This is a genomic window from Sulfuritalea hydrogenivorans sk43H, assembly GCF_000828635.1.
In the GTDB taxonomy this organism is placed as follows: Bacteria; Pseudomonadota; Gammaproteobacteria; order Burkholderiales; family Rhodocyclaceae; genus Sulfuritalea; species Sulfuritalea hydrogenivorans.
In genome coordinates this window covers 3,667,721-3,681,748 of record NZ_AP012547.1, presented here as the reverse complement: position 1 = coordinate 3,681,748, position 14,028 = coordinate 3,667,721, and the positions used below count along the sequence as shown (strand labels likewise).

Here is a 14,028-nt window from a genome sequence, read left to right as displayed (position 1 = left end):
CGCCATGTTCGCCGCCGCCAACCTCGAGGCCATCCTGCTGACGGTAAAGCTGGCGTCGGTGGTCACGGCCCTGCTGCTGCTGATCGGCACGCCGATCGCGTGGTGGCTGGCGACTACCCGTTCGTGGCTGAAGGCGCCGGTCGAGGCCGTGGTCGCCCTGCCCATCGTGCTGCCGCCGTCGGTGCTGGGCTTCTACCTGCTGGTGGCGATGGGGCCGCACGGGCCGGTCGGGCAGCTGACACAGGCGCTGGGCCTGGGCACGCTTCCCTTTACTTTTACCGGCCTTGTCGTCGCCTCGGTGTTCTATTCGCTGCCCTTCGTGGTGCAGCCGATCCAGAACGCCTTCGCCGCGATCGGCCCCGGCCTGCTCGAAGCGGCCGCCACCTTGCGCGCCACCCCGCGCGACCGCTTCTTCACCGTGGCCCTGCCACTGGCGCGGCCGGGCTTCATCATCGCCGCCGTGCTCGGCTTCGCGCACACGGTGGGCGAATTCGGCGTGGTGCTGATGGTCGGCGGCAACATTCCGGGGCAGACGCGCGTGGTCTCGGTGCAGATCTACGACTACGTCGAGGCACTGGAATACGGCCAGGCCCATGAACTCGCCATCGTGCTGATGGGCTTCTCCTTCCTCACGCTGTTCCTGCTCTACGCCTTCAATCGTCGCGCGACGATGCTGCGCACATGAACGAACTGGCCGCCCGCTTCCGCCACGACTATCCGGGCTTCGGCCTCGATGTCGACTTGCGCCTGCCTGCGCGTGGGGTGAGCGCCATCTTCGGTCCGTCCGGCTCGGGCAAGACTACTTTGCTGCGCCTGATCGCCGGGCTGGAAAGGGCGGCGGACGGCTATCTGGCGGTGGATGATGGCGTCTGGCAGGACGCGCAAACCTTCCTGCCGACGCACGCGCGCCCGCTCGGCTATGTATTCCAGGACGCCCGCCTGTTTCCGCACCTGGACGTGCGGCGCAATCTCGACTACGGCCTCAGTCGCATACCGGCGTCATCGCGCAAGGTGGCGCTCGACGACGTCATCGGGCTGCTCGGCATCGGCCACCTGATGGAGCGCAAGCCGGACCGGCTTTCGGGCGGCGAGCGGCAGCGCGTCGCCATCGCCCGCGCGCTGGGCGTCAGCCCGCGCCTGCTGCTGCTGGACGAGCCGCTGGCCGCGCTGGACCAGGCGCGCAAGCAGGAAGTCCTGCCCTACCTTGAGCGCCTGCACGACACGCTCGACATTCCGGTGCTGTATGTCAGCCATGCCATCGACGAAGTCGCGCGCCTGGCCGATCACATGGTGGTGCTCGATGCCGGGCGGGTGGCGGCGCAGGGCTCGATCATCGAGCTCATGGCGCGCACCGACCTGCGCCTGTCGCGCGACGACGCAGAAGGCGCCCTGATCGAGGCCGGCGTCGCGGCTCACGACGAAAGCTACCAGCTGACGACGGTCGAATTTCCGGGCGGCCGGCTGAGCCTGCCGCGCCAGGCGCGCGACGTCGGTCAGCGGGTGCGGGTGCGGGTCCTCGCACGCGACGTCAGCATCACCCTGGCGGCGCAAACCGGGACCAGCATCATCAACATCCTGCCGGCGCGGGTCGCGGACATCACCCCGGCCGGTGCCAGCCAGTGCGTGGTGAGCCTCGATCTGGGCGGCACCACGATCCTCGCCCGCATCACGCGCAAATCGGTCGATGCGCTCGGCCTGAGGCCGGGCCTGGATGTCCATGCCCAGATCAAGGGCGTCGCCCTGCTGAAGTAGGCGCGGCCCGGCGACCCGCCGTCCGGAACGGGTCGGGGCTGCTACACTTTGCCATTGGCCATCGTTCATGAATCCCATACCCCACCCATGGTTCCCCACCTCACCACGGCGCTGACCGGCCCGCTGCTCGAACTCGAACGGCGCATCCTCGACAACGACACCACGGTCGAGCGCTGGCTGCGCACGCAGTGGCTGGAGCACACGCCGCCGTTTTACAGCTCGGTCGATCTGCGCAATGCCGGCTTCAAGCTGGCGCCGGTTGATACCAACCTGTTTCCCGGCGGTTTCAACAACCTGAATCCCGACTTCCTGCCGCTGTGCGTGCAGGCCGCGATGTCGGCGATCGAGAAGATCTGCCCCGAGGCGCGCAACCTCCTGCTGGTGCCGGAGAACCACACGCGCAACCAGTTCTACCTGATGAACGTGGCGCGCCTGGCCACCATCCTGCACCACACGGGCTTGAACGTGCGCATCGGCAGCCTGCTGCCTGAGATCACGGAATCCACCACGCTTGACCTGCCGGACGGGCAGAAGCTGGTGCTGGAACCGCTGAAGCGCATCGGCAGCGCCGGCCGCCGGCTCGGGCTGGAAGGCTTCGATCCCTGCGCCGTGCTGCTCAACAACGACCTCTCGGGCGGCGTGCCCGAGCTGTTGCAGAACATCAACGAGCAGTTCCTGATTCCGCCGCTGTGGGCCGGTTGGCACGTGCGCCGCAAGTCGCGGCATTTCGCCGCCTATCAGGACGTGGCGATCAGTTTCGCCAGCGAGATCGGCATCGACCCGTGGCTGATCAATCCGGAATTCGAAGTCTGCGGCAAGATCAATTTCCACGAGCGCGCCGGCGAGGAATGCCTCGCCGCCAACATCGACACGCTGCTCTACCGCATGCGCGCCAAATACAAGGAATACGGCATCGAGTCCGAGCCCTTCGTCATCGTCAAGGCCGACGCCGGCACCTACGGCATGGGCATCATGACGGTGAAGGACGCCAGCGAAGTGAAGAACCTCAACCGCAAGCAGCGCAACAAGATGGCGGTGGTCAAGGAAGGCATGGCGGTCACCGAAGTCATCATCCAGGAAGGCGTGCCGACCTTCGAGCGCGTCGACGAAGGCAGCGCCGAGCCGGTGGTGTACATGATCGACCGCTATGTGGTCGGCGGCTTCTACCGCGTCAATACCGCGCGCGGCATCGACGAGAACCTCAACGCGCCGGGCATGACCTTCAAGCCGCTGGCCTTCGAGACCGGCTGCAGCCTGCCCGATGCCCAGCTCGGCCCCGACGCGCCGCCCAACCGCTTTTATGCCTACGGCGTGGTGGCGCGGCTGGCCATGCTGGCCGCCTCGCTCGAACTCGAACGCGCCGCGCCGCGCGAGTGAGCCATGAATCTGAAAAATACATTTGATCCGCAGATTTCGCAGATTAACGCAGATGAAAATCTGGTTCTTCAAATCTGCGCTCATCTGCGAAATCTGCGGATCGATCTGAGGTTTTTTGCATGAAGCTTGCCTTCATCCTCGATCCGCTGGAAGGCCTCAAGGCCTACAAGGATTCGAGCGTGGCCATGATGCGCTGCGCGGCGAAGCGCGGCCACGAGGTATGGGCCATCCAGCGCGCGGCACTGACCTGGCGCGACGGCGTCGTCGCGGCGCGCGCGCAGCGCCTGAAAGTCGGCGCTGATAAAGCCCCTGCGCTACAAGGCGGTCGAGCAAAAGACGCTCTCCTCGCCGTAGCGGATGACGACACGGCGTGGTACGCCGTCGCCGAAGAAGCCGTGCTGCCGCTGACCGCCTGGGACGCCGTGCTGATGCGCCAGGACCCGCCCTTCGATTTCGAATACGTCGCCGCCACCTGGCTGCTGGAACGCGCGGAAAGCCAGGGCGCGCGCATCTGGAACAAGCCGCGTGCCATCCGCGACCATTCCGAAAAAGTCGCAATCACCGAATTCCCGCAATACACGCCGACCACGCTGATCGCCCGTGATCCGGACGACATCCACGCCTTCATCGACGAACTCGGCGACGTGATCCTCAAGCCGCTCGACGGCATGGGCGGCAGCAGCATTTTCCGCGTGCTGAAAAACGACCCCAATCGCAACGTCATCGTCGAAACCCTGACCAACTTCGGCGCGCGCAGCATCATGGCGCAGCGCTACCTGCCGGCCATCACGCACGGCGACAAGCGCATCCTGCTGATCGCCGGCGAGCCCGTGCCCTACTGCCTGGCGCGCATTCCGAAGCCCGGCGAATCCCGCGGCAACCTCGCCGCCGGCGGCAAGGGCGTGGCACGGCCGCTGCTGGGTCGCGACCGCGAAATCGCCGAGGCGCTGGCGCCGACTCTCTGGGCGCGCGGCCTCCTGATCGTTGGCCTCGACGTGATCGGAGACTGCCTCACCGAGATCAACGTCACCAGCCCGACCTGCTTTGTCGAGATCGCACAGCAGATGAAGTTCGACGTCGCCGCGCTGGCCATCGACGCCCTGGAAAGGGAGTGCCGAACGTCCGCCGCCTCCTGATCCTGCTCGCCACGATTTGGCTGCTTGCCGCGTGCGGGCAGCCGGCGCCGTGGCGGCAGGAATCCTATGTGTTCGGCACCCGCGTCGAAGTGCTGATCGCCGGCGTGCCCGAAGCGCAGGCCCGCGCCGCCGGCGCCCGCGTGCTGCAGGACTTCGACCGCCTGCACCGCACTTACCACGCCTGGCAGCCCTCCGAACTCTCGGCCTTGAACCAGTCCATTGCCGCCGGACGCACGCACGATGTCACGCCCGAGTTCGCCGCCTTCATCCGCGAAGCGCAAGCCGCCGCCGCCGCCGGCGACCATCTGTTCGATCCCGGCATCGGCCGGCTGATCGCGCTGTGGGGCTTTCACACCGACGACATCCAGGCGCGCCTGCCGGATTCGGCGGCGGTCCACGCGCTGCTGGCTCGGCATCCCTCGATCGCCGATCTGCGCCTGGAAGGCAATCGTGTCGACAGCCGCAACAGGAGCGTTGCGCTGGACTTCGGCGGTTATCTCAAGGGCGTCGCGCTTGACCGCGCCGTCGCCTCGCTCAAGCAGGATGGCGTGGCCAACGCCCTGATCAACATCGGCGGCAACGTCATGGCGCTCGGCACCCGTGATGCGGCCGGCACGCACTGGCGCATCGGCATCCAGCATCCGCGGCCGCAGGGCGTCGGCGGCGCGCCGCTGGCCACGCTGGAATTGAAGGACGGCGAAGCCATCGGCACCTCGGGCGACTACCACCGCTACTTCGAAGTGGCCGGCCGCCGCTACTGCCACCTGCTCGATCCGCGCACCGGGATTCCCGCCGACGCCACCCAGGCGGTGACGGTGCTGATCGCGCCGGGGCCGGGCGCCGGCATGCGCTCCGACGCGCTGTCCAAGCCGATTTTCATCGCCGGCCGCGAATGGCGCGGCATGGCCAAAAAGCTCGGCGTCGATGCGGTGCTGAGAGTCGGCGCTGACGGTACGGCGAGCGCCACGCCGGCGATGCAGGCGCGCCTCAAGATCGAGGTTCCCGACCTGAAGCTGGAGGCGGTGCCGTGAAGCTTGAAAATGCAGTTGGTCCGCAGATTTCGCAGATTTGCGCAGATGGATCAACCCGCTTGGCGCGCCTGACTCGTCATCCTTCTGGCCCGCCGCCAAACACCTCCAAGCCGATGAGCTACCGCTTTTTAATCTGCGAAAATCTGCGAAATCTGCGGAAAATTGAATGAACGACGATCCCGAAATCCGCCGCGCCGTGCGCCGCACCGTCGGCATCGCCGCACTGCGGCGCATCCGCCGCATCGTCGACGCCGACAATGCGCTGGAAGCCGGCAAGCAGCGCTGGGCGCGGCGGCTGTCGATAGTGCTGATTCTTGCCGCCATCCTCGCGCTGGGCTGGATCGTGATCCGTTAGAATTAAAGGATGGTCGGCATATTCCTCCTCACCCACAGCACCTACGGCGAAGCGCTGATCCAGTGCGCCTGCCACGTGCTCAACAAGCGGCCCCTGCAGATCGCGCAACTGGGCGTCGCCGCGCAGGACGATCCGCTCGATGCGCTGCCGCTGGCGCGGGACATGCTGAAGCTGGTCGACAGCGGGCGCGGTGTCCTGATCCTCACCGACATCTATGGCGCCACGCCCTCCAACCTGGCGATGAAACTTCTCGAGCCGGGCCGCATCGAAGGCGTTGCCGGCGTCAATCTGCCGATGCTGCTGCGCGCGATTGCCTACCGCGACAAGGACATGGAAACCCTGATCACCCGAACGGTCGCCGGTGGCCGCGACGGCGTCCTCAACATGCTGAAACACTGACATGCCACGCATCGAAGCCGAAATCACCAACAAACTGGGCCTGCATGCCCGCGCCTCGGCCAAGCTGACCCAGCTCGCCGGTTCCTTTCCCTGCGAAGTGTGGATGGAGCGGGGCAGCCGCCGCATCAACGCCAAGAGCATCATGGGCGTGATGATGCTGGCCGCCGGCAAGGGCGCCACCGTGATCATCGATACCGAAGGCGAACGCGCCGATGAAGCCATGCAGGCCATGCTGGCGCTGATCGCCAACAAGTTCGGCGAGGGCGAGTGACCTTCAGCCTCCACGGCCAGGCTGTATCCGGCGGCATTGCGATCGGCCGCGCGCACCTGGTGTCGCACGCCAGGTTCGAGGTCGCGCAGTACCAGTTGCGCGAGCGCGACGTGGTGGGCGAGCTGATCCGCTTCGACAAGGCCGTGGCGATTGCGCGCGCCGAACTCGACGCCCTGCGCAGCGAGGCCAGCGTGCCCGGCGCGCCGGCCGAGCTGTCCGCCTTCGTCGACCTGCACGCCATGATCCTCGCCGATCCCGCCCTGACCGAGGCGGCGCGCGACCTGATCCGCGATCGCCGCTGCAATGCCGAATGGGCCCTGGTGCAGCAGATGCAGCAGGCGGTGGACCAGTTCGACGAATTCGAGGACGCCTACCTGCGCGAACGCAAGCAGGACATCGTGCAGGTGGTCGAGCGCGTGCTCAAGGTGCTGCAGGGCAAGGCGCGCAAGCTGTCGCGGCGCAAGACCGTCGCCGCCGATGTCGAGCTGATCGTCGTCGCCAACGACCTTTCGCCGGCCGACACCATCCAGTTCAAGAGCTTGAAGATCGGCGGCTTCGTCACCGATCTGGGCGGTGCCACCTCGCACACCGCCATCGTCGCGCGCAGCCTTGCCATCCCGGCGGTGGTCGGCATGCAGCACGCGCGGCCGCTGATCCAGGACGACGACCTGCTGATCGTCGACGGCACGCGCGGCGTGCTGATCGTCGACCCCGACGCCGGCGTGCTGCAGGAATACCGCTTCCGCAAGACCGAACTCGAACTCGAACGCTCCAAGCTCAAGCGCCTGGTCACCGGCCGTTCGCGCACGCTGGACGGCGAGGAGATCGAGCTGCATGCCAACATCGAATTGCCGCAGGACGCCGAAAGCGCGCGGGATGTCGGCGCCGACGGCGTCGGCCTGTTCCGCACCGAATTCCTCTTCATGAATCGTGACGAGCTGCCCGGCGAAGACGAGCAGTTCGAGGCCTATCGCAGCGTGGTCAAGGCGCTCGCCGGCAAGCCGGTCACCATCCGCACGCTGGACATCGGCGCCGACAAGGAAGCCCGCGCCTTGCGCGATCGCGCCGGCAATCGCGCCGCGCCCAACCCGGCGCTGGGCCTGCGCGCCATCCGCTTCTGCCTGGCCGAGCCGCAGCTTTTTCTGGCGCAGTTGCGCGCCATCCTGCGCGCCTCGCATTACGGCAAGGTGCGATTGCTGATCCCGATGCTGGCGCATGCCGTGGAGATCGAGCAGACCCTGTCGCTGATCGAGCTCGCCAAAATGCAGTTGCGCGAATCGCGGCACAAGTTCGACATGCTCGAAGTCGGCGGCATGATCGAAATCCCCGCCGCCGCCCTGTCGCTCGGACCCTTCCTGCGCCGGCTGGATTTTCTTTCGATCGGCACCAACGACCTGATCCAGTACACCCTGGCCATCGACCGCACCGACGGCTCGGTCGCGCACCTCTACGACCCGCTGCACCCGGCCGTGCTCAAGCTGATATCGCAGACCATCCAGAGCGCGCAGCGGGTCGGCATGCCGGTCGCGGTGTGCGGCGAAATGGCCGGCGACCCGAAGCTTACCAAGCTGCTGCTGGGCATGGGCCTGCGCCAGTTTTCCATGCACCCGACGCAACTGCTCGAAGTCAAGCAGCAGGTCATGATGTCCGACGCGACGCAGCTCGCGGTTCGCGTCGCGCGCTTGCTCAAGCTCGACGAACCGGAAAAGATCAGCGAGCAGCTCGAACGCCTGTAGGCCGCAAACGCACCGGGCCGATTGACAAGGCCAGCGCCGCGCGGCATAGTTCATCCATCGCGCCAATTTGACTCAGCTTGCGGGCGCGCAACAAATACGGCTAAGCGAGACGGAAGTTACAACGCCCGGATCGCTTGTTTTACGCGCTCGCGGGCGTTGCTGTTTTCAGGAATCCGTAATGTCAGGTGTCGGCCTCGTCAGCGCGCAAATCGCGCACTTCACCCAGCCCCTCGCACTCAAGGGCGGCGGCCTGCTGCCCGCTTTCGACCTGGTGTATGAAACCTACGGCACGCTCAACGCCGCGAAATCCAACGCCATCCTGGTCTGCCACGCCCTGTCCGGCCACCATCACGTGGCCGGCCACACCGAGGGCAATCCGGCCAACATCGGCTGGTGGGACAACATCGTCGGCCCCGGCCGACCGCTCGACACCGAGCGCTTCTTCATCGTCGGCGTGAACAACCTCGGCGGCTGCCACGGCTCCACCGGTCCCGCCAGCACCAACCCCGCCACCGGCAAGCCCTGGGGCGCCGATTTCCCGGTGGTCACCGTCGAAGACTGGGTCGATGCGCAAGCGCGGCTGGCCGACCACCTCGGCATCGGCGCCTGGGCCGCGGTGATGGGTGGCAGCCTCGGCGGCATGCAGGCGCTGCAATGGACGCTGAGTTTCCCCGATCGCGTGCGCCATGCCCTCGTCATCGCCGCGGCGCCGAAATTGTCGGCCGAGAACATCGCCTTCAACGACGTCGCGCGCCAGGCCATCCTCACCGACCCGGATTTCCACGGCGGCCACTTCTACGAGCACGGCGTGCGCCCCGTGCGCGGCCTGCGCCTGGCGCGCATGCTCGGGCACATCACCTATCTGTCCGACGACCAGATGGCCGAGAAGTTCGGCCGGCGGCTGCGCACCGGCGCCGGCAGCTACGGCTTCGACGTCGAATTCGAAATCGAATCCTACTTGCGCTACCAGGGTGACAAGTTCGCCGGCGTGTTCGACGCCAACACCTACCTGCGCATGACCAAGGCGCTCGACTACTTCGATCCCGCGCAGGATTTCGACGACGACCTCGCCCGCGCACTGGCGCGCGCCCGAGCCAAATTCCTGGTGGTCGCCTTCAGCACCGACTGGCGCTTCTCGCCGGAACGCTCGCGCGAGATCGTGCATGCCCTGGTGCATAACGGGCAGGCCGTCGCCTATGCCGAAATCGACAGCGCCCACGGCCACGACTCCTTCCTGATGGACGAGCCGCACTACCACGCCGTGGTCGACACCTACCTGAAGCGGGTGAAACTATGACACAGCCTCTCGAACGAGCGGACTTTGACCTCATCGCCGGCTGGGTGCAGCCCGGCGAGCGCGTGCTCGACCTCGGCTGCGGCGACGGCTCGCTGTTGAAGCGCCTGATCGAGGAGCGCGGCGCCAAAGGCTACGGCGTCGAACTCGAAGAAGCCGGCGTGCTGGCCGCCATCGCCAAGGACATCAACGTCATCCAGGGCAACCTGGAGCAGGGCCTCGCCGGCTTCGACGACCAGACCTTCAACCACGTCGTGCTCTCGCGCACCCTGCAAACCGTGCGCCACACCGAACGCATCCTCGCCGAAATGCTGCGCGTCGGGCGCGAGGCCGTGGTCAGCTTTCCGAATTTTGCCTACTGGAAGAACCGCCTCGCGGTCATGGGCGGGCGCATGCCGGTGTCCGAAGACCTGCCCTACGAGTGGTTCGACACGCCCAACCTGCGCTTCTTCACCCTGCTCGATTTCGAATCGCTGTGCGCGAAAATGAAGCTGGTCATCCGCGAGCGGCAGGTGCTCGACGAAGCCGGCCGGCTGGTGACCGAAGAGCCCAATTTCCTCGGCAGCCTTGCCGTCTACCGGCTCGGCCGCTGAGCGACGGACAGGCTCGGAAAGTTCAGGGAACCGTCTTTACTTCCGCTGCCGGAGGCACCGCGGCCGGCTCGGGAGTTTCCGTAGCCTCCGGATTCGCAGTTGTGCCGGCCTTGCGCAGGCGCTTTTCCTCTTTCTTGGCCTTCTTGGCCAGATCTCGCTGGCGCTTCTCGAACGAATAATTGGGTTTTGCCATCGGAGGCCTCTGTCAGGGAATGGATGAATGGTCGAATGGTCCGATTGTACGGCAGTCCACGTCCAATTCTTCCAGCGCCCGTGCCACGGCGCCCGCACGGCCGCAGCTGGCCGCTATTCCTCGTAGGCCAGCAGAACCACGTCCGCCGCCTGCTGCCGCAACGGAATCAGCGCCTGGTACGCAGCCGACGCATGCCAGCCATCGAGCGCCGCCCGGTTCGGAAAGCGGATCACCACCACGTCGGTGTGCCGGTGCTCGCCGGCCAGCACCGCGAAGCGCTTGCCGCGCAGCAGCAGCTCGCCGCCCCAGGGCGCCAGCGTCGCCGGCACCCGGCTGCGATACTCGGCCCACAGTGCGGCATCCTTTACCGTGATGTGGCCGACCAGGCAAGCCGTGCTGATGGATGGGCTGGGCCGCGCCTCACTCATAGCGAGTCCACACCGGCGCTGCGCGGCTTCATCGCGCAGCGCCCCCTGGAACGACGGCTTCACTCTCGTACAGTGAGCCGAAATCATTTTCGTCGAACACATGCTCAACGATACCGTAGGGCGGGCCATTCAGCCAACGCTCAATGAGTTGATGAGACTCGGTGTCGGTTTTTCGGAGAGGCGTAATCGTTGCCGTCATTTTGGGCGTCATGCCGCCCTCTGCCGTACGAGCTTTACTTGAAGTTCACAACCGACAGCTTGCGCATACCGTTTGAGCGTTGCGAGCGACGGGGCATGCTTTCCAGCAGATTCGAGCCTCGAAACCGCGCTTTTGGTTGTTCCCATTCGTTCAGCAACGGCGTCTTGCGTCAGGCCGGCACGAGAACGCGCCTTGAGCATTTGGCCGGCAACCTGGTACTCAAGAGCAAGGGCGTCATAGGCTTCGACGAACCCCTTGCGGGTTGCTGCCTTCGCAAGAAACTCCTTGTGCGAATGGCGGACGGGTTTGAATTTCAGTTCAGCCATTTGAAACCTCCTTCATGCGCTTTCGCGCTAACTTCAATTCTCGGTCGGGTGTTTCCTGAGACTTCTTTATGAAGGCGTGCAGGACGACAACCCGTTTGCCAACGAGAAAGCAGTAGAACGCTCGACCAATGCCGGAACGACCGCGAGGCCGAAGCTCAAACAAGCCGTCACCAAAGGCTCGCGAGTGCGGGAGCCTGAGACTCGGTCCGTGTTCGATTAGCAGTTCAACCAAGCGTGCGTAGTCGGCTAGGACGTCCACAGGCCACGACTCAACGTCGTGAAGCACCCGCTCGTGGAAGTACTCGATCTCGAAAGACATAATCGAATGTTAGCAAATACGAGAACACGTATCAAGGTGCTCTTCTGACGCCCAACGAAGCTGTAGAAAAAGTCTTTTCATCCACGCATCCTGCCGTGAACCAAATGGAATATCAATACTCCAAGCATAAGTTCTTGCGAAGGAGCAATCATGGCCCGCTACAAGCAGATAGACACCAGCCCGCGCTTCATTGCCGTCGATCTCGACCGGCAGTTGCATCCGGGTACCTTCGAGCATGCCCTGAACTACCTGGTCGATCACCGGCTCGACGTCTCCCGCTTCGACGCCCGCTACAAGAACGACGTTACCGGCGCATCCGCCTAACCGGCGCTGCGCGGCTTTATCGCGCAGCGTCCAGCGACCGAAGGGAGCGAGGTTGAGCGCCATGTTATGCGGCTACTTTGAGCGCCGTTTTTCAAAGTGATGTGAAAGAGTGTCCTTCACATCATCTGGTGGAGAGCCAAGATACTTCGCGGTGCCATCGGTGAATAGCAAGGCAAAGGCTGCGCCCCGGGCTTCAGAGTAAAGAATAAGGGCGTTAGTGTTTCCGCAGTCATGAGGTTTGCAGACATCAAGTAGAACGAACTCTTCGTTTCGTGATACGAGTTGCACATACTCAACGGGAGCGCTGGGGCCGTGAAGCTTTCTCAGCCAAGGAGCATTCTGGTTGGGGCCGAGCATCTTGAAATAGGCGGTCTTGAACGTTGGCGACTTCAGTAAGGTCCAGGGATAGTCGGCAGCAGTTGCCGATATAGAGAGTAGCAAGCCGTGAGCAACGGCAATAGAGCGAAATGTCTTGGACACCGGAGCGAATCTAAGACGCATAACGTGCAGGTAACCGGCGCTGCGCGGTTTTATCGCGCAGCGTCCAGCGACCGAAGGGAGCGAGGTTGACCGGCGGGTTGGGGCACGAACCCGAGGTGACACGGTGATGGGGCCAATGACCGCGAGGCGCGCCGACCCAGCGCCCGGCAGAGGGCACAAAGAGTGATGGACTTGAACGGACCACAAGCGGTGCCTTGGGTAGCTGAAAGTCGGCGCTGGCAACACGGCGAGCGCAGCCCACAACTGAGCGGGCGCGGCAAAGCGAAGTGCCGAGCGAGGAGAACGTGAGCGTCAGCGCGGCAAGCGAAGGCAAACGAGAACGGAGCACAGTAGGCCACCGGCAAACCCGTGACGCCGGACGGATAGAAGCCGAAACCAGCGTACCGCGCGGCAGCAGGCAAGCGGAAGGCACCCGCGTGACATGGGCGCGCCGGAGGTGACTGCCTTCCTGTCGTGGCTGGCGGCGGAGCGCGAAGTGGCGCCCTCGACGCACAAGCAGGCCCTGTCGGCGATCCTGTTCCTGTACCGCGAGGTGCTGGAAACCAACCTGCCCTGGATGGATGACATGCTGCGGCCCAAGGCGCGGCAGCGGGTGCCGGTGGTGCTGTCCGAGGCCGAAGTGGCGCGGCTGCTGGCTGCGCTGGAAGGGACGATGGCGGTTCTCGGCCGATTGATCTACGGAACGGGCTTGCGTCTGATGGAGGCGCTGCGCCTGCGCGTCAAGGACGTGGATTTCGACCGTCGCGAAATTGTCGTGCGCGAGGGCAAGGGCGGCAAGGATCGCAGGGTGATGCTGCCGGTAGCGCTGGCCGAGCCCTTGCGCCTGCAGATCGCCCATGCGCGAGCGGTGTGGGAGCACGACCATGTTGCAGGTCGGCCCGGGGTCGAGATGCCCGATGCGTTGGCGCGCAAGTGGCCGCAAGCCGCGGTGTCATGGCCCTGGTTCTGGGTCTGGCCGTCGCCCGAACTGTCCGTCGATCCGCGCAGCCGCATCGAGCGTCGCCATCATTTGTACGAACAGCGCTTGCAACGTGCGATTCGCGACGCGACGTTTCTGACGGGGATCCGCAAGCCGGTGACAGTGCACACCCTGCGGCATTCCTTCGCCACGCACCTGCTCGAAGCCGGCTACGACATCCGCACCATACAAGAACTGCTCGGCCACAGCGACGTCGCCACCACCATGATCTACACCCACGTGCTGAACAAGGGAGGGCGCGGCGTGGTCAGTCCCATCGATCGCATGGCATTGACAGAGTGTAGCCCATCGGCTACAGTTGCATCGTGATCGAAGTTCGCAAGACCGAGCTTTTCGCTCGATGGCTTGATGCACTCGGCGATCTTCAGGCCAGAGCGCGCGTTCAAGCAAGAATCGAACGGCTTGCTGCTGGAAACCCCGGAGATGTCGAGCCAGTGGGCGAAGGCGTTTCGGAGTAAGCACCATGGGCAAGACCGTGACCACCCGCTACGACATCGCCGAACATCTCAGAACTCCCGAGGAAATGGCGGCCTACCTTGAAGCCTGCTTCGAGGAAGCCGACGGCGATGCTGCGTTCATTGCGAAGGCGCTCGGCGATATCGCGCGTGCCAAGGGCATGTCGCAGGTGGCGCGGGACGCCGGGCTGTCGCGCGAAAGCCTGTACAAGGCGCTTTCCGGCGAACGGACTCCCGGCTTCGACACCATCCTCAAGGTCATCGGGGCGCTGGGGCTGAAGCTGCATGCCGAAGCCAGCCGCGGCTGATAGGGATGCCGGATTCCTTGTTCGATTGCGCACGTCGAGTTAACGCCGCGCC

General features: G+C 65.0%; 20 protein-coding genes and 1 pseudogene. 15 read left to right on the top strand and 6 right to left on the bottom strand.

What is annotated here, in order from left to right; all coding sequences use genetic code 11:
• The first annotated feature begins 4 nt into the window (after positions 1-4).
• The 12 genes from modB to metW all read left to right on the top strand — a co-directional run bounded on the left by modB (position 5) and on the right by metW (position 9,944).
• Entirely contained in the window at positions 5-685 is a 681-nt protein-coding gene (gene modB, locus SUTH_RS17500) for a molybdate ABC transporter permease subunit (RefSeq protein ID WP_041101089.1), read from the top strand.
• The gene (gene modC / locus SUTH_RS17495) at positions 682-1,752 is read left to right on the top strand and encodes a molybdenum ABC transporter ATP-binding protein (protein ID WP_041101087.1); all 1,071 of its coding nucleotides are present in this window, start codon (positions 682-684) and stop codon (positions 1,750-1,752) included. The genes modB and modC overlap by 4 nt, the downstream gene beginning before the upstream one ends.
• Positions 1,753-1,839: 87 nt before the next feature.
• Entirely contained in the window at positions 1,840-3,129 is a 1,290-nt protein-coding gene (gshA, locus tag SUTH_RS17490) for a glutamate--cysteine ligase (RefSeq protein WP_041101086.1), read from the top strand.
• Positions 3,130-3,248: 119 nt separating this feature from the next.
• Positions 3,249-4,265, top strand: a complete 1,017-nt coding sequence (gene gshB / locus SUTH_RS17485) for a glutathione synthase (protein ID WP_041101085.1) — start codon at positions 3,249-3,251, stop codon at positions 4,263-4,265.
• Complete coding sequence (locus tag SUTH_RS17480; protein ID WP_052473761.1) at positions 4,241-5,296, top strand: FAD:protein FMN transferase; 1,056 nt, start codon at positions 4,241-4,243, stop codon at positions 5,294-5,296. Before gshB ends, SUTH_RS17480 begins: the two co-directional genes overlap by 25 nt.
• On the top strand, positions 5,293-5,466 hold the full coding sequence (locus SUTH_RS19770; protein WP_171817405.1) for a hypothetical protein: 174 nt from the start codon (positions 5,293-5,295) through the stop codon (positions 5,464-5,466). Before SUTH_RS17480 ends, SUTH_RS19770 begins: the two co-directional genes overlap by 4 nt.
• Positions 5,463-5,651, top strand: coding sequence for a hypothetical protein (locus tag SUTH_RS17475; RefSeq protein WP_041101084.1), 189 nt, complete (start codon positions 5,463-5,465; stop codon positions 5,649-5,651). Before SUTH_RS19770 ends, SUTH_RS17475 begins: the two co-directional genes overlap by 4 nt.
• Before the next feature lie 9 nt (positions 5,652-5,660).
• Positions 5,661-6,050, top strand: a complete 390-nt coding sequence (locus SUTH_RS17470) for a PTS sugar transporter subunit IIA (protein ID WP_041101083.1) — start codon at positions 5,661-5,663, stop codon at positions 6,048-6,050.
• Between the two features lies 1 nt (position 6,051).
• Positions 6,052-6,321 (top strand): HPr family phosphocarrier protein, encoded by a 270-nt coding sequence (locus SUTH_RS17465; protein ID WP_041101082.1) that lies wholly within the window; start codon positions 6,052-6,054, stop codon positions 6,319-6,321.
• On the top strand, positions 6,318-8,057 hold the full coding sequence (gene ptsP / locus SUTH_RS17460) for a phosphoenolpyruvate--protein phosphotransferase (RefSeq protein WP_041101081.1): 1,740 nt from the start codon (positions 6,318-6,320) through the stop codon (positions 8,055-8,057). The genes SUTH_RS17465 and ptsP overlap by 4 nt, the downstream gene beginning before the upstream one ends.
• A gap of 178 nt (positions 8,058-8,235) precedes the next feature.
• Positions 8,236-9,354, top strand: a complete 1,119-nt coding sequence (gene metX / locus SUTH_RS17455) for a homoserine O-succinyltransferase MetX (RefSeq protein WP_041101080.1) — start codon at positions 8,236-8,238, stop codon at positions 9,352-9,354.
• Positions 9,351-9,944, top strand: coding sequence for a methionine biosynthesis protein MetW (gene metW, locus SUTH_RS17450; protein ID WP_041101079.1), 594 nt, complete (start codon positions 9,351-9,353; stop codon positions 9,942-9,944). Before metX ends, metW begins: the two co-directional genes overlap by 4 nt.
• 22 nt (positions 9,945-9,966) lie before the next feature.
• Here the strand turns inward: metW and SUTH_RS19765 are convergent, their stop codons facing one another.
• From SUTH_RS19765 to SUTH_RS17430, 5 genes are all read right to left on the bottom strand, one after another.
• The gene (locus tag SUTH_RS19765) at positions 9,967-10,137 is read right to left on the bottom strand and encodes a hypothetical protein (protein ID WP_171817404.1); all 171 of its coding nucleotides are present in this window, start codon (positions 10,135-10,137) and stop codon (positions 9,967-9,969) included.
• A gap of 113 nt (positions 10,138-10,250) precedes the next feature.
• On the bottom strand, positions 10,251-10,565 hold the full coding sequence (locus tag SUTH_RS17445; RefSeq protein WP_197539618.1) for a DUF1330 domain-containing protein: 315 nt from the start codon (positions 10,563-10,565) through the stop codon (positions 10,251-10,253).
• A gap of 28 nt (positions 10,566-10,593) precedes the next feature.
• The gene (locus SUTH_RS17440; RefSeq protein WP_041101077.1) at positions 10,594-10,776 is read right to left on the bottom strand and encodes a hypothetical protein; all 183 of its coding nucleotides are present in this window, start codon (positions 10,774-10,776) and stop codon (positions 10,594-10,596) included.
• Positions 10,773-11,090: a helix-turn-helix domain-containing protein gene (locus SUTH_RS17435; RefSeq protein ID WP_041101075.1), complete on the bottom strand. Its 318-nt coding sequence runs from the start codon at positions 11,088-11,090 to the stop codon at positions 10,773-10,775. Before SUTH_RS17435 ends, SUTH_RS17440 begins: the two co-directional genes overlap by 4 nt.
• The gene (locus SUTH_RS17430) at positions 11,083-11,409 is read right to left on the bottom strand and encodes a type II toxin-antitoxin system RelE/ParE family toxin (RefSeq protein WP_041101073.1); all 327 of its coding nucleotides are present in this window, start codon (positions 11,407-11,409) and stop codon (positions 11,083-11,085) included. The genes SUTH_RS17435 and SUTH_RS17430 overlap by 8 nt, the downstream gene beginning before the upstream one ends.
• A 150-nt stretch (positions 11,410-11,559) precedes the next feature.
• Here SUTH_RS17430 and SUTH_RS19760 point away from each other — a divergent pair, with 150 nt between their 5' ends.
• Entirely contained in the window at positions 11,560-11,733 is a 174-nt protein-coding gene (locus SUTH_RS19760; RefSeq protein ID WP_041102560.1) for a hypothetical protein, read from the top strand.
• Positions 11,734-11,805: 72 nt separating this feature from the next.
• Here the strand turns inward: SUTH_RS19760 and SUTH_RS19180 are convergent, their stop codons facing one another.
• Positions 11,806-12,213, bottom strand: coding sequence for an Ivy family c-type lysozyme inhibitor (locus SUTH_RS19180; protein WP_171817403.1), 408 nt, complete (start codon positions 12,211-12,213; stop codon positions 11,806-11,808).
• A gap of 433 nt (positions 12,214-12,646) precedes the next feature.
• On the opposite strand from SUTH_RS19180, the pseudogene SUTH_RS17420 reads away from it, so the two are divergent.
• Together SUTH_RS17420 and SUTH_RS17415 are read left to right on the top strand one after the other, a co-directional pair.
• Positions 12,647-13,522: pseudogene (locus SUTH_RS17420) on the top strand (integron integrase); the annotation flags it as partial.
• A gap of 154 nt (positions 13,523-13,676) precedes the next feature.
• Positions 13,677-13,976: an addiction module antidote protein gene (locus SUTH_RS17415; protein ID WP_041101069.1), complete on the top strand. Its 300-nt coding sequence runs from the start codon at positions 13,677-13,679 to the stop codon at positions 13,974-13,976.
• The last annotated feature ends 52 nt before the right edge of the window (positions 13,977-14,028 follow it).

Excerpts from the sequence above, each read along its gene's own strand:
- modB (WP_041101089.1), top strand. The coding sequence starts at position 5 with ATGTTCGCCGCCGCCAACCTCGAGGCCATCCTGCTGACGGTAAAGCTG.
- SUTH_RS17440 (WP_041101077.1), bottom strand. The coding sequence starts at position 10,776 with ATGACGCCCAAAATGACGGCAACGATTACGCCTCTCCGAAAAACCGAC.
- SUTH_RS19765 (WP_171817404.1), bottom strand. The coding sequence starts at position 10,137 with ATGGCAAAACCCAATTATTCGTTCGAGAAGCGCCAGCGAGATCTGGCC.
- gshA (WP_041101086.1), top strand. The coding sequence starts at position 1,840 with ATGGTTCCCCACCTCACCACGGCGCTGACCGGCCCGCTGCTCGAACTC.
- SUTH_RS17445 (WP_197539618.1), bottom strand. The coding sequence starts at position 10,565 with ATGAGTGAGGCGCGGCCCAGCCCATCCATCAGCACGGCTTGCCTGGTC.
- gshB (WP_041101085.1), top strand. The coding sequence starts at position 3,249 with ATGAAGCTTGCCTTCATCCTCGATCCGCTGGAAGGCCTCAAGGCCTAC.
- modC (WP_041101087.1), top strand. The coding sequence starts at position 682 with ATGAACGAACTGGCCGCCCGCTTCCGCCACGACTATCCGGGCTTCGGC.
- SUTH_RS17415 (WP_041101069.1), top strand. The coding sequence starts at position 13,677 with ATGGGCAAGACCGTGACCACCCGCTACGACATCGCCGAACATCTCAGA.
- SUTH_RS17465 (WP_041101082.1), top strand. The coding sequence starts at position 6,052 with ATGCCACGCATCGAAGCCGAAATCACCAACAAACTGGGCCTGCATGCC.
- SUTH_RS17430 (WP_041101073.1), bottom strand. The coding sequence starts at position 11,409 with ATGTCTTTCGAGATCGAGTACTTCCACGAGCGGGTGCTTCACGACGTT.
- SUTH_RS17435 (WP_041101075.1), bottom strand. The coding sequence starts at position 11,090 with ATGGCTGAACTGAAATTCAAACCCGTCCGCCATTCGCACAAGGAGTTT.
- SUTH_RS17470 (WP_041101083.1), top strand. The coding sequence starts at position 5,661 with ATGGTCGGCATATTCCTCCTCACCCACAGCACCTACGGCGAAGCGCTG.
- metX (WP_041101080.1), top strand. The coding sequence starts at position 8,236 with ATGTCAGGTGTCGGCCTCGTCAGCGCGCAAATCGCGCACTTCACCCAG.
- metW (WP_041101079.1), top strand. The coding sequence starts at position 9,351 with ATGACACAGCCTCTCGAACGAGCGGACTTTGACCTCATCGCCGGCTGG.
- SUTH_RS19760 (WP_041102560.1), top strand. The coding sequence starts at position 11,560 with ATGGCCCGCTACAAGCAGATAGACACCAGCCCGCGCTTCATTGCCGTC.
- SUTH_RS17475 (WP_041101084.1), top strand. The coding sequence starts at position 5,463 with ATGAACGACGATCCCGAAATCCGCCGCGCCGTGCGCCGCACCGTCGGC.